The 12858-nt window shown below is 53.6% G+C and carries 13 protein-coding genes; 11 read left to right on the forward strand and 2 right to left on the reverse strand.

What is annotated here, in order from left to right; all coding sequences use genetic code 11:
* The first annotated feature begins 81 nt into the window (after window positions 1–81).
* From serS to TMES_RS12320, 4 genes are all read left to right on the forward strand, one after another.
* Entirely contained in the window at window positions 82–1359 is a 1278-nt protein-coding gene (serS, locus tag TMES_RS12305; RefSeq protein ID WP_085582949.1) for a serine--tRNA ligase, read from the forward strand.
* Window positions 1360–1368: 9 nt separating this feature from the next.
* Window positions 1369–2136 (forward strand): 5'/3'-nucleotidase SurE, encoded by a 768-nt coding sequence (surE, locus tag TMES_RS12310; RefSeq protein ID WP_085582951.1) that lies wholly within the window; start codon window positions 1369–1371, stop codon window positions 2134–2136.
* A complete protein-coding gene (locus TMES_RS12315; protein ID WP_085582953.1) occupies window positions 2133–2786 on the forward strand; it encodes a protein-L-isoaspartate(D-aspartate) O-methyltransferase in 654 nt (217 codons plus the stop codon). The genes surE and TMES_RS12315 overlap by 4 nt, the downstream gene beginning before the upstream one ends.
* A 72-nt stretch (window positions 2787–2858) precedes the next feature.
* Window positions 2859–4001, forward strand: coding sequence for a peptidoglycan DD-metalloendopeptidase family protein (locus tag TMES_RS12320; protein ID WP_245835386.1), 1143 nt, complete (start codon window positions 2859–2861; stop codon window positions 3999–4001).
* A gap of 65 nt (window positions 4002–4066) precedes the next feature.
* On the opposite strand, the gene TMES_RS12325 is transcribed toward TMES_RS12320, so the two are convergent.
* On the reverse strand, window positions 4067–4930 hold the full coding sequence (locus TMES_RS12325) for an ATP-binding protein (protein WP_085582955.1): 864 nt from the start codon (window positions 4928–4930) through the stop codon (window positions 4067–4069).
* Window positions 4931–5229: 299 nt separating this feature from the next.
* Here TMES_RS12325 and yajC point away from each other — a divergent pair, with 299 nt between their 5' ends.
* From yajC to TMES_RS12355, 6 genes are all read left to right on the forward strand, one after another.
* A complete protein-coding gene (gene yajC / locus TMES_RS12330; RefSeq protein ID WP_085582956.1) occupies window positions 5230–5619 on the forward strand; it encodes a preprotein translocase subunit YajC in 390 nt (129 codons plus the stop codon).
* A gap of 147 nt (window positions 5620–5766) precedes the next feature.
* Window positions 5767–7338 carry a protein translocase subunit SecD gene (gene secD / locus TMES_RS12335; protein ID WP_085582958.1) on the forward strand — a complete coding sequence of 524 codons (1572 nt, stop codon included), beginning with the start codon at window positions 5767–5769 and terminating at the stop codon, window positions 7336–7338.
* Between the two features lie 19 nt (window positions 7339–7357).
* Complete coding sequence (secF, locus tag TMES_RS12340; RefSeq protein ID WP_085582960.1) at window positions 7358–8296, forward strand: protein translocase subunit SecF; 939 nt, start codon at window positions 7358–7360, stop codon at window positions 8294–8296.
* 155 nt (window positions 8297–8451) lie between these two features.
* A complete protein-coding gene (locus TMES_RS12345; protein ID WP_085582962.1) occupies window positions 8452–8832 on the forward strand; it encodes an Mth938-like domain-containing protein in 381 nt (126 codons plus the stop codon).
* A gap of 117 nt (window positions 8833–8949) precedes the next feature.
* The gene (locus TMES_RS12350) at window positions 8950–9795 is read left to right on the forward strand and encodes a phytoene/squalene synthase family protein (protein WP_085582964.1); all 846 of its coding nucleotides are present in this window, start codon (window positions 8950–8952) and stop codon (window positions 9793–9795) included.
* Between the two features lie 107 nt (window positions 9796–9902).
* Window positions 9903–10475, forward strand: coding sequence for a hypothetical protein (locus TMES_RS12355; protein WP_211275917.1), 573 nt, complete (start codon window positions 9903–9905; stop codon window positions 10473–10475).
* Between the two features lie 86 nt (window positions 10476–10561).
* On the opposite strand, the gene trmFO is transcribed toward TMES_RS12355, so the two are convergent.
* Window positions 10562–11902, reverse strand: a complete 1341-nt coding sequence (gene trmFO, locus TMES_RS12360; RefSeq protein WP_085582966.1) for a methylenetetrahydrofolate--tRNA-(uracil(54)-C(5))-methyltransferase (FADH(2)-oxidizing) TrmFO — start codon at window positions 11900–11902, stop codon at window positions 10562–10564.
* Between the two features lie 219 nt (window positions 11903–12121).
* Here trmFO and TMES_RS12365 point away from each other — a divergent pair, with 219 nt between their 5' ends.
* Complete coding sequence (locus TMES_RS12365; protein ID WP_143589643.1) at window positions 12122–12850, forward strand: hypothetical protein; 729 nt, start codon at window positions 12122–12124, stop codon at window positions 12848–12850.
* Window positions 12851–12858: the final 8 nt, after the last annotated feature.

The raw sequence follows: 12858 nt of genomic DNA on the forward strand, positions 1-12858 counted from the left end.
AGACGTTTGGGCGGGGTGGACCAATGGTTCACCCCGTCGTATAACCAGCCCCTAAAAATCAGACAAACAAGGTGCGGTTTTATGCACGATATAAAATGGATTCGTGACAACCCCGATGCATTTGACGCAGCGATGAGCATGCGCAATGCCGAAATTACTGCGGCCCGATTAATCGAGATTGACGCCGAACGCCGCCGCCTGATGACAGAACATCAGGAATTGCTGGCGCGCAGAAAGTCGATCTCGGGGGATATTGGCAAGGCCAAAAAATCTGGCGAAAACGCAGATGACCTGATGGCCGAAATGGGCGGATTAAAAGACCGCATCAAAGCTGCCGAAGATGGTCAGGCGTCACTAAATGAACAGCTTGATCTGCTGCTAACGTCATTTCCCAACATTCTTGATGCAAACGTTCCCAAGGGTGCGGATGAAGACGACAATGTTGAAATTCGTCGTTGGGGCACCCCGGCCACGTTTGATTTTGACGTCAGCGAACATTTTGATCTGGGCGAAAAGCTCGGCATGATGGATTTCGCCACGGCAGCCAAACTTTCAGGCTCGCGCTTTGTGATATTGCGTGGCCAGTTGGCACGGCTGGAACGTGCCCTGGCCCAGTTCATGATCGACCTGCATGTCAATGAACATGGCTATGAAGAAACCACAACACCAATGCTGGTCAAAGACGACGCCATGTTTGGCACCGGCCAATTACCCAAGTTCGCCGAAGATTCGTTTAAAACCACCAACGACATGTGGTTGATCCCGACATCGGAGGTAACCCTGACCAACCAGGTCGCGGGCGATATTATCGATGTTGCACGGCTGCCATTGCGGTACACCGCCTTAACCCAGTGTTTCCGCTCCGAAGCGGGCTCTGCCGGGCGTGATACCCGTGGCATGATCCGCCAGCACCAGTTTGCCAAGGTTGAAATGGTGTCGATTGTCGACCCGGACCAGTCTGATGCCGAACTGGAACGTAAAACCGGCTGTGCGGAAGAAATCTTGCAAAAGCTCGATCTTCCTTATCGCACCATGCTGCTATGTTCGGGCGATACCGGATTTTCGGCGATGAAAACCTATGACATCGAAGTCTGGTTGCCAGGGCAGGGACGGTATCGTGAAATTTCGTCATGCTCGAACACTGGCGAGTTTCAGGCGCGGCGCATGAATGCCCGTTGTCGGACACAGGGTGATAAAAAAACGCGGTTTGTTCACACCCTTAACGGATCGGGGCTGGCGGTTGGCCGGTGCCTGATTGCGGTAATGGAAAATTATCAGCAGGCCGATGGCTCGATCCGGGTTCCCGATGTGCTGGTGCCTTATATGGGCGGATTGACCAAAATTGCCGCCGTTAACTAAGGGAAACTGATGATCGATCTGCAAAACGCCCGCATCCTGATTTGCAATGATGACGGCATTGATGCCCCTGGCATCAAACTTCTGGAAAATCTTGCACGCCAGTTTTCTGATGATGTGTGGGTGGTTGCACCATCGATAGAACAAAGCGGCGCAGGTCATTCATTGACCCTGCGCCGCCCCTTGCGCATTCACAAACGTGACGACCGGCATTTTGCCGTTGATGGCACGCCGACAGACTGCATTTTGCTGGCCATGCAAGTGATCATGCGTGAAACGCCGCCCGATATTGTGTTTTCCGGCATCAATCGTGGCGGCAATCTGGGCGAGGACGTGACCTATTCCGGCACGGTGGCTGCCGCCATGGAAGCCGCCTTGCTAAATGTGCCCGCCATTGCCTTTTCGCAGTATTTTTCGCAAAAGCTGATCAATTGGGACGTCGCCAGTGCTTATCTGGTCGATGTGGTGCGTTCACTTATTAAAGCAGAATGGCCCAGTAACGTTTTGATAAACGTGAATTTTCCCGAACAGGAACGCAATGGTGGCGCGCAAATACGCGTCACCCGCCAGGGGCAACGCAAGATTGGCGACCATGTTGCAGAACGCCTTGATCCGCGCGGCGAACCCTATTACTGGATCGGGGCTATTCGATCGGAATTGCCCGAAGATGAAAACGCCGATTTACATGTGATTGAAAAGGGCGATATTTCTGTTACGCCTATCGGCCTGGATTTTACCGATAACGCGACCCACGAAAAACTGACGAAGGCATTTCAGTGAATACGCCTGCCATTACCCGTGCCCCGGAAATTGATGCCCTGCTGGCAACCCTGCGACTTGATGGCATTCATGATGATGCGGTCCTGGAAGCGCTTGCCGCTATTCCGCGTGAAATGTTTGTTGCCGAACCGTTTGTTGGCCGGGCATGGGAAAATGTCGCCCTGCCGATCAGCAAGGGCCAAACCATTTCCCAACCCTATATCGTCGCGTTGATGACGCAGGCCTTACAGCTTAACGACCGCATGAAGGTCCTCGAAGTCGGGACGGGGTCGGGTTATCAGGCGGCCATTCTGGCGCGGCTGGCCCGGCGGGTTTATACGCTGGAACGGCAAAAACCATTGCTGCGCGAAGCGGAAAACAGATTTCGCCGCCTTGGCTTGCACACCATTTCCACCCTTCACGCTGATGGCGGGCTGGGCTGGAAGGCGCAGGCCCCGTTTGACCGGATCATTGTTACCGCATCGGCACAGGATGTGCCCCCGGTTCTGGTCGACCAGTTGGCCATTGGGGGCATTATGGTGGTGCCCGTGGGCGAGGTTTCCCATACCCAGATCCTGTTGCGCGTCATGCGCACCCCGACCGGAATTGACGTAACCGAGCTAATGCCGGTACGTTTTGTGCCCATGCTGGCGGGCACCGAAGAATTCTAGCAATCATCACCGGTCGAGAAAATTGCCACCTGCTTACCGATTGTTAACCGGTAGTGATGGAAAATCTTTGGCATGATGAAAAATTATGCCAAACACGTCGTTCACAATGTCCGGACGTTGCTGTTTGTCTGCGCGACAACAGCGACGCTTGGCGGCTGTTTGCTTAATTCCAGGCCGGTTCCGGTTGTGTATGACGAGGGAACAAATTATTCGCTGACAGCAATGCCAGAATTGCGCAATGGCGAACGTGTTATCACCGTTAAAAGCGGCGATAGCGTTTCCCTGTTGGCGGAGCGGTATCATGCTGATTTTCAGAAATTTTCCGCGCGAAATAATCTGAGTTCCCCCTATGTGATTTATCCGGGGCAACGCCTTGTGTTGCCACCCTGGCAAGCCGATTATAACAGCAACCCGCCGGGAACGGCTGTGGCGTCATCATCGCGAAAATTAACCACAACCAAACAGGTTGTTATTGCCGGGCGCAATCAGTCGGCTGAGATAAGTGCATCGCCCCTTGATGCGCCAGAAGATGCGCGCGCGACATCGCCGGCCACACGCCCGTCTGATCTTAGCCCCGTTACCGATATTACCAGCCAGAAGGCCAATTATGCCACCGGGGCCAATGTCCCGGTGCCGGGGATAAAACCGCAGGATGTTGCAATTCAGGCGCAACGCCAGTTTGCGGCGGGGAAAAGCTGGCATAATGAACCAGCGACAACGGTGGCGCGCAATTCAGCCCCATCCGGCGCTGCGTCTGCACCGGCGTCGGTTAAACCTGCTACAATGTCCCGGGCCCGTGTCGACGAGATCGATCCGGCCAATCGACAGGGTTTTATCTGGCCCGTGCAGGGCAAAGTGGTTTTAGGATATGGCGCCGGGCCAGGCGGCCTGTTTAATGACGGCATCAATATTGCTGCCGAACGCGGAACGGCCATTCTGGCCACCGACAATGGGGTTGTGACCTATGTTGGCAACGAATTGCGCGGTTTTGGCAACCTGATCCTGATCAAACATGCCGATGGTTATGTGTCGGCCTATGCCCACACCGAAAATCCGCTGGTGGCGCGCGGCGACATTGTCACACGGGGCCAGCGCATTTCATCGGTCGGGGCGACAGGGGCCGTTAACCGGCCACAACTTCATTTTGAAATTCGTCAGGGCCGCAAATCGCGCGACCCGGTCAAATATCTGCCGCAGGCGGTTGCCTCGCGATAAAATGAAAACGGCCTGACGCGATATCAGGCCGTTTTCCGTATCGGGATTGTATTTGATGCCGGGGCTTAAGAAATGTGTTTTCCCTGTTCGCCGGCTATTTCCTGAATAAACTGCCATGCGACTCGCCCGGAGCGGCTGCCGCGTGTCACGGTCCATTCCTTGGCGCGGGCAAAAAGCTCTGCTTTGGGCATATCCAGACCAAACTCGTCGGCGTAACCGGCGATAATTTCGAAATACACATCTTGCGAAATATTGTGAAAACCCAGCCACAATCCGAACCGGTCAGACAGCGAAACTTTTTCCTCGACAGCTTCCGACGGATTAATTGCCGTTGAGCGTTCATTTTCGATCATGTCACGGGCCATCAAATGGCGACGGTTCGAAGTGGCATAGAAAATAACGTTATCGGGGCGGCCTTCAATACCGCCATCGAGCACCGCCTTTAGCGACTTGTAGGATTCGTCCTGAAGGTCAAACGACAAATCATCACAAAACAAAACCGTTTTACGCGCACTTTCCTGCAAGATACCTAAAAGCACGGGCATGGTGGGAATATCCTCGCGGTGAATTTCCACCAAAGCCAGCGATGCCGGGGTTTCCTGATTGATCAGGGCATGCATGGCCTTGACGATCGAACTTTTACCGGTGCCGCGCGCGCCCCACAGCAAGGCGTTGTTGGCGGGCAGGCCGTCGGCGAACCGTTTTGTGTTGTTATATAAAATCGTTTTTTGCTGCTCGATCCCCTGCAACAGGCCGATATCGACCCGGTTGACCTGTTTGATCGGGTGCAAATAACCGGTTTCGGCATGCCAGACAAAGGCATCGGCGGCGGAAAGGTCATTTTTCTGGCGGGCAGGCGGGGCCATGCGCTCAAGCGCGTCGGCAATGCGGTTCAAGGTTGGCAGCAAATCGGCAAGGGTATCGGTCATCGGGGCCTCTTGAAGGGTTTGTTTTTGATTGCGGCGTTAGGACCGCGTTTTATGGCCGAACCCTATCACAGCATTATCAAAGGGGAATAGTCTGTTGCCGCGCGCATAAATACTGTGAATCCGATCACAAACCCAGTTAAAGCCGCGCTATTCAACTGCTAATGGGCAAGGGTATGGAGATTATAAGGCATCAATGGGGATGTTTGGGGCAAAATTGCGCGATCTTCCTTGCAACGACGAACGACACCGTTATATTCCGGCAGTTGATTAGTTTTTCCGTTTTAGGTTAGGAGTTCCTAATGTTGATTTCACCGGCTTTTGCGCAGGGTGCTGGTGCCGCTTCTGGCGGAGCAGATATGCTGACCAGCTTTCTGCCCCTTATCCTGATTTTTGTGGTTTTCTATTTTCTGCTCATTCGTCCGCAGCAGAAGAAAGCAAAAGAACACAAAGCAATGCTGGCCGCGGTTCGTCGCGGTGACAAAGTCGTGACTGCTGGCGGGATCATCGGGACCGTTGTTAAGGTTGTCTCGGACGATGAAGTTTCGGTCGAAATTGCTGATGGTGTGAAAGTTAAAGTCGCACGCGGTATGATTTCGAACGTTCTGTCGCGAACCGAACCTGCCAAGGGCGGTTCGGATGCCGAAGAAAAGGCAGACGACAAGAAAATTGAAGAAGTCAAAAAAGACTGATTTCTGTCAAGGCGCACAGGCGGGACCCCACGGTTCCGCCTTTCTGCTTATTACTGGCGGTCGGCCGGGCAAGTCCTTCCTTATTTCCTGATTGCGCCCTGAGCCCGATGTCGCAATGTTCCCCAGACATCTCTGGTTAAAGGACACATGCTTTATTTTACCAAATGGAAAGCAACACTGGTGCTTCTGGTGTGTGCTTTGGGCGTGATATATGCCGCGCCAAACTTCCTTCCCAAGGGTATATTTTCGACAGAAGCAAGCTGGATGCCCGGCAAACAGATCAGCCTCGGGCTTGATCTGCGTGGCGGTTCACACATGCTTTTGGAAGTGGGCGTCGATTCCGTTATTCGGGAACGTTACGACTCACTTACCGAAAACATGCGCGATGCCCTGCGTGAACAACGTATCCGCTATCGCGGTTTACGGGGTTCGGCAGAAGGTGCATCGGTAAGCATCGTAAGCGATGATGATGTCGAAAAGGCCCGATCCATGCTGGCAAAGCTGGACCCGTTGACAATTGTCGGCGGTGAAGGCAACCACATCATGATGACCTACAACGAAAAGACGCGTCGTGAAATGATCGACCGCGCCATCAGCCAGTCGCTGGAAGTTGTACGTCGCCGTGTTGACGAACTGGGGACGACAGAACCGTCGATCCAGCGTCAGGGGGAAGACCGTATCGTTGTGCAGGTTCCTGGTCTGGATAACCCGACGCGCTTGCGCGATATTCTGGGTCGTACAGCCAAAATGAACTTTCACCTGATCAATGAAACCAAAACACCGCAACAGGCAAAGGCGACCGGCATTCCGCCCGGCGCTGTTATTATGCCTGGTGCCGACGATGCGTCGCCTGGGGAACCGGAAGAATATCTGGTTGACCGCCGCGTTGTCGTTTCGGGTGATAACCTGATCGATAGCCAGCCGACCTTTAACGATGGTCGCCCGGTGGTTTCGTTCCGGTTTGATGCTGCCGGTGGTGCGCGGTTTGGCGATGTTACCAGCAAAAATACCGGTCGCCGTCTGGCGATCGTACTGGACGGCAAGGTCATTTCGGCCCCCCGGATCAATGAACCGATCATGGGTGGTAGTGGCATCATTACCGGCCAGTTCGGTGCGCAGGAAGCCAACGACCTCTCGTTGCTGCTGCGCGCAGGGGCGCTGCCTGCACCGATGAAAATTCTTGAAGAACGTTCGGTCGGTCCGGGACTTGGCCAGGATTCAATTGATTCGGGCGAAATCGCCGCCATTCTTGGCATGGTTTTCGTGGTCGCCTTCATGGCAATCAGCTATGGCCTGTTTGGTATCTTTGCCAACATCGCGTTGGTCGTGAACCTGATTTTGATTTTGGCGGTTATGTCGATCCTTCAGGCAACACTGACCTTGCCGGGCATTGCCGGTATCGTTCTGACAGTCGGGATGGCGGTTGATGCCAACGTTCTTATTTTTGAACGGATCCGCGAAGAACGAAAAGTCGGCCGATCGATTATCAATTCGATTGATGCCGGTTACCGTAGTGCAATGTCGACAATTCTTGATGCCAACATCACAACCCTTATCGCAGCCCTGGTCCTGTTCAGCTTTGGATCAGGCCCAATCAAAGGGTTTGCTGTAACCCTGGCTATCGGGATTATCACATCGATGTTCGCAGCCATCTGGGTGACACGTCTGATCGTGGCAATCTGGGTCAAGCGGTGTCGTCCGACTGAGCTGGTATTATGAGGAAGGGAGCAAACCGCACATGAAACCGTTGCATCTTGTTCCGGATGAAGTGAACATCCCGTTCCTCAAGCTCCGGAATTTTTTCTACATCTTTTCCGTATCGCTGGTGGTTCTTTCTGCAGTTCTGTTCTTTACCAAAGGGCTGAATTTCGGGATCGACTTTCGCGGCGGTATTCTGGTCGAAGCAAAAACCAGCGGGCCTGCCGATATTCCGGGCCTGCGCGATAATCTGGGCAGCCTTGGCCTGGGTGACGTTTCGATCCAGCAATTTGGCGAACCCGACGACGTTCTGATTCAGCTACAGCGTCAGGACGGCGACGAAAAGGCCCAGATGGCCGCGCTTGAAACCGTTACCAAAGCCCTTGGTGACGAGGTCAGCATTCGCCGTTCAGAACTTGTTGGCCCGAAAGTCGGTGGCGAGCTTAAAGAAGCCGGGATCTATTCGGTCGTGATTTCGCTGGCGCTGATCATGATTTATATCTGGTTGCGGTTCGAATGGCAGTTCGCCGTGGCGTCGGTTGTGGCTCTTTTGCATGACGTGATCATCACGGTTGGTTTGTTTGTGATCAGTGGTGTCCAGTTCGACCTGGCAACGCTGGCGGCAATCCTGACCGTAGCCGGTTATTCCATCAACGATACCGTTGTGGTTTTTGACCGTATTCGCGAATTTATGCGCAAATTCCGCAAGATGGACCTGGTCGAACTGCTCGACCTGTCAATCAATACCACCTTGTCGCGGACAGTGATGACCTCACTGACCACGCTGCTGGCTTTGATTGCGCTGTTCCTGTTTGGTGGCGAGGCCATTCGCGGCTTTACCTTTGCCCTTATTTTCGGGATCGTGATCGGCACCTATTCGTCGATTTGCGTGGCATCGCCGTTGCTGGTGGTGTTGAAGTTGCGTCGTAAAATTCCCGAAGGTGAAGAAGCCTCGGCCGAAGAAGCCGGCGTGCTTTAAGATCACTTTTGGCGCGATCCGTTGCGTCAGACATTTACAAGAAGGCCGGGATCGTGCGAAAACGACCCGGCCTTTTTTATGTCGGACTGGCAAACCAACCCGACACGCCAATGCCAGAAACGTCATCACCCGCGTCACTATCAACGAGGTCAATCATGTCACTCGACATCACACCGATGGTTACATCGGGCCGCAAAATCGTTACCAGCTATGGCGATGGTCTGTTTCGTTTTGGCACGGAAAAGGCCGAAGGTTCCATTTTGCTGTTTTCAACCGAGGTCCTCGCGTGGCCGCATGCAAGCCTTGATAGCATCGATGTAGATGCCTTTGCCGAGGTCATTGCCCGGGCAGGGCAGATCGATTTCCTGTTGTTGGGAATGGGCAACCGCATGCAGCCGGTTAAAACCGCGTGGCGAAACGCTCTGCGCCCGCATGGTATTGTCATTGAACCGATGGATACCGGGGCGGCTTGTCGCACTTTCAATGTCTTGCAATCCGAAGAACGGCGTGTTGCCGCGGCATTAATTGCGGTTTAAGCGCCCGTTCCACCACCGATAATGACGGCAAACACGCACACCAATCACTGCAAAAATCCGAAAAAAACGGGCTAAGCCCTGTTTTGGGCATTTGCAACTGCCGGGTAAAACTGTTCCATGAACGAGACACCAGACCTTTCCTATTGTGCCCAATATGTTCGCCGGAATGACCGGGACCGGTTCCTGTGCGCGCTTTTTGCCGCCCCTGACCGGCGCGAGGATCTGTTTGCCCTGTATGCCTTTAATCAGGAAATATCAAAAACCCGCGAAATGGTTAGTGAAGCGATGCTGGGGCAGATCCGACTGCAATGGTGGCGCGATGCCCTTGATGGTATTGAAAAGGGCGAGGTTCGCAAACATGAAGTTGTTGAACCGCTGGCCGGTTTGATCTCGACGGACAAAGTGGCACGTGGCACGCTTGAGGCCCTGATCGATGCGCGCGAATTTGATTTGTTCGATACAGCTCCGGACAGCTTGAAGGCGCTTGATGATTATATTGATCAGACAGCAGGCCGTGTCAGTCAGGCTGCTGTTGGTGTGCTGGGCGTGAATGATGCCGATGCAGACGAGGCGGCGCGTCGTGCCGGGAATGCCTATGGCACAGTAGGTATTTTGCGGGCGATGGTTTTTCATGGTCGGGCCAAACGCCAATATGTTCCGACCGACCTTCTGGAACAACATGGCGTGTCGACAGGGGATATTTTTGAATTCCGTCGCACCGATGCGGTCCGGCAGATGACAAAACATATGGCCGAGCATGCCGACAAAAAAATCCGCGAGGCACGTAAAATGCGCTCAGCAGTTCCAAAACCGGCACTATCGGCGGTATTGCAGGTCGTGTTGGCTGAAAACTATTTGAAAAAGCTGAAAAAGGCCGATTATGACCCGTTTTCTGCGGAATTTGGCTTGGCCCGCCCGGCCAGTTTCCGCCTGACATTGCGGGCTTTTTCCGGTTATTGGTAAAGCGGTGTCTTTACAATGGGCGAAAAGGTTATAAATCTTTACATGTCAACCGGTTCCTGACCAAAATCATACCTTGAACCGGTGTTTTAAGCCCGTGGGGTCACAAAATGAAAATCATCAGGAAACTCGCATTTCTCGTCATCGTTCCTGCGGCGATTCTGGTGGCATTTTGGCCGGGTCGGCACCCTGCGGCGGCCATGTCGATTGATCCTTTTCTGGGCACCTATCACGGCACCGCAATTTCCGAAGCCAGAAACGAGCTGAAGGCCCGCGACCTTGACGTTGCGATCAAAAAAGCGGGCAATGCCTTTTCAATCGACTGGTCGACGGTTATTTACAAATCCGATGGGCGCGAAAAAACTGCCGCGATTAGCATCGATTTTTTTGAAACCGACCGTCCCGAAATTTTTGGCAGTGCCATGCGCACCGGCCTGTTTGGCAAACGTGTCCCCAATGACCCGCTAAAAGGCCAGCCCTTTGTCTGGGCGCGCATTGTCGATAAAACGCTTACTGTGCATGCGATGTATATTCTCGATGATGGCGGCTATGAAATGCAGGTTTACGAGCGCACGCTTGATGACGATGGCAATCTGGATCTGGTTTTCAAGCGTTTTCGCAATGGCAAAAGCATTCGCGAAATAACCGGCAAGCTAACCCGGGTTGATCTGGGCCGCGATTGACTGATCGACTGATTGATACATGAAACGCCCGATCATCACTGACCGGGCGTTTTTGTTTGGTATGAACAGCTATTTTCGGGTGTCAGCTAATTGATGCTGGCCAGCCACTCATCAAAGACCGGTATCGCGCGGTCGGTATACAGCTTTTTGCGATCCCGCCCTTTAACCCGTTTGGTCAGTTCAAGTTCGGGAAACAGCCCGAAATTAACATTCATCGGCTGGAATGTGCTTTCATCGGCACCACCGGTAATGTGGCCCAGCAATGCGCCCATCGCGGTAACTGCCGGGGGCAGGGGCAATTCACGGCCCTGTTTTTCGGCTGCGGTAAAGCGCCCGGTCATCAGGCCGACAGCCGCACTTTCAACATAGCCTTCGCAACCGGTAATCTGCCCCGCAAAGCGAATATCGGGCCGCGTTTTCAGGCGCAGGGTCGGGTCGAGCAAACGGGGCGAATTGATAAAGGTATTACGGTGAATGCCGCCCAGGCGGGCAAAGTCGGCGTTTTCCAAACCAGGGATGGTTTTAAACACTTCAACCTGGGCACCGTATTTTAGTTTGGTCTGAAACCCGACCATATTGTAAAGCGTGCCCAGGGCATTATCCTGGCGCAGTTGAACAATGGCATAGGACTTCACCAGCGGGTCATGCGGGTTGGTCAGGCCAACCGGCTTCATCGGGCCGTGGCGCAGGGTTTCGCGGCCCCGTTCGGCCATCACCTCAATTGGCAGGCAACCATCAAAATACGGGGTGTCTTTTTCCCAATCCTTGAATTCGGTTTTTTCACCGGCCAGAAGCGCGTCGATAAAGGCATTATATTCATCCCGGTTCATCGGGCAGTTGATGTAATCCTTGCCGTCGCCCTTGTCATAACGCGACTGAAACCACGCCTTGTCGAAATCAATGCTTTCCTTGTACATGATCGGGGCGATGGCATCAAAAAACGCCAGCGATTTTTCGCTGGTGGCCTCGCGGATGGCTTCGGCCAGCGGGCCTGATGTCAGCGGGCCGGTGGCAATAATGGTGTTGCCCCATTCGACCGGCGGCAAACCATCAATCTCGCCACGCTCCAGCGTGATCAGCGGATGATTGGAAAGCGCATCGGTAACCGCTTGCGAAAAACCTTCGCGGTCGACAGCCAATGCCGCCCCGGCGGGAACCTTGTGTTTATCGGCACAGCGCAAAATCAAGGAATTGGCGCGGCGCATTTCATCATGGATCAGGCCGACAGCATTATATTCCTTGTCGTCAGACCGGAATGAATTCGAGCAAACCAGTTCGGCGCATTTGTCGGTGTGGTGCGCATCGGTCGGGCGGGTAGGCCGCATTTCGTGAATGATCACGGGGATGCCAGCTTCGGCCAATTGCCATGCCGCTTCGCTACCGGCCAATCCGGCACCAATGATATGAACGGGTGTAACCGTATTCAAGCTGAACCTCCGTCAAGCAGGTGATGGCATAACGCCAAGATTGCCCCACACATAGCGGTGCAACGGGCCAAATTTCAAGACAATTGCAGAATTTTCTGGCCCTCATTTGCCAAAATATCGTTTCGACAATGGCCTGTGTCACATTTTCGGGCGATCAACGTCAGTTGGGTGGTGCTTGTGCTCACAAGCAGCCAGATGAACAAGCAGGAATTCGCCCAAATGGAACCATCCACGCCAAACCCGGCAAAACCCGCCGATACGTCAAATTCCGGTTCGGCATCGGGGAACGCCCCCTTATCAACAGCCGAAACTGTCGCTGATACGCCGCCAGCATCGTCGTTATTGCCGTCCGCACAAACGACACCGAAAGAACCTGTGAACCGGTTTATCGCAATACTGGTATCGGGCGGGGATGTGGCAAAGCTATCGGCGGCAAGTGCTGCGCTGATATTGTCGCCGGTTGTTCTTGTTGTTGTTTTGGGGACATTTTTTGCGATTGATACGCTGGTCAGTTCGTGGGGTGGGCGATTGTTCGGGTTCAGTTATGATCTGGTGTTTTTTGTCGGCGTTTTTGGTGCGTTGGGTGCAACTGTCAGCGTGATGCTACATATGGGCAATAGCCACAACTGGCCGGGCATATCGCCGCTGGATGTCTTTTTCAAATTTCTGTTTCGGCCATTTTTGGGCTTTATTTTTGCCGTTCTGGCCTTGCTGGTTATCCGCGCCGGTATTGTCCCGGAATCGCTTAACCAGTTACAGGCGATCAAAGACCTCAACGATATTGGTACAAACAGTCTGGCCGCCGATACAGGTCAACAAGTGGCGATCATGTTATTGATTGCCTTTGTTGCCGGGTTCAGCGAACGGTTGGTCAAGGCGATTTTACAAACGGTCGAGGGCCGCATCCGTGCTTTGGCAATCGGGTCTGATAACGCCAAATCCACGTGATGCGGCCA

The sequence above is a fragment of the Thalassospira mesophila genome (assembly GCF_002115755.1).
Taxonomy (GTDB): Bacteria; Pseudomonadota; Alphaproteobacteria; order Rhodospirillales; family Thalassospiraceae; genus Thalassospira; species Thalassospira mesophila.

What these genes read in the sequence shown, in the direction of transcription:
- serS (WP_085582949.1), top strand. Translation starts at nt 82, where the DNA reads ATGCACGATATAAAATGGATTCGTGACAACCCCGATGCATTTGACGCA.
- surE (WP_085582951.1), top strand. Translation starts at nt 1,369, where the DNA reads ATGATCGATCTGCAAAACGCCCGCATCCTGATTTGCAATGATGACGGC.
- TMES_RS12320 (WP_245835386.1), top strand. Translation starts at nt 2,859, where the DNA reads ATGATGAAAAATTATGCCAAACACGTCGTTCACAATGTCCGGACGTTG.
- TMES_RS12325 (WP_085582955.1), bottom strand. Translation starts at nt 4,930, where the DNA reads ATGACCGATACCCTTGCCGATTTGCTGCCAACCTTGAACCGCATTGCC.
- yajC (WP_085582956.1), top strand. Translation starts at nt 5,230, where the DNA reads ATGTTGATTTCACCGGCTTTTGCGCAGGGTGCTGGTGCCGCTTCTGGC.
- secD (WP_085582958.1), top strand. Translation starts at nt 5,767, where the DNA reads ATGCTTTATTTTACCAAATGGAAAGCAACACTGGTGCTTCTGGTGTGT.
- secF (WP_085582960.1), top strand. Translation starts at nt 7,358, where the DNA reads ATGAAACCGTTGCATCTTGTTCCGGATGAAGTGAACATCCCGTTCCTC.
- TMES_RS12345 (WP_085582962.1), top strand. Translation starts at nt 8,452, where the DNA reads ATGTCACTCGACATCACACCGATGGTTACATCGGGCCGCAAAATCGTT.
- TMES_RS12350 (WP_085582964.1), top strand. Translation starts at nt 8,950, where the DNA reads ATGAACGAGACACCAGACCTTTCCTATTGTGCCCAATATGTTCGCCGG.
- TMES_RS12355 (WP_211275917.1), top strand. Translation starts at nt 9,903, where the DNA reads ATGAAAATCATCAGGAAACTCGCATTTCTCGTCATCGTTCCTGCGGCG.
- TMES_RS12365 (WP_143589643.1), top strand. Translation starts at nt 12,122, where the DNA reads ATGGAACCATCCACGCCAAACCCGGCAAAACCCGCCGATACGTCAAAT.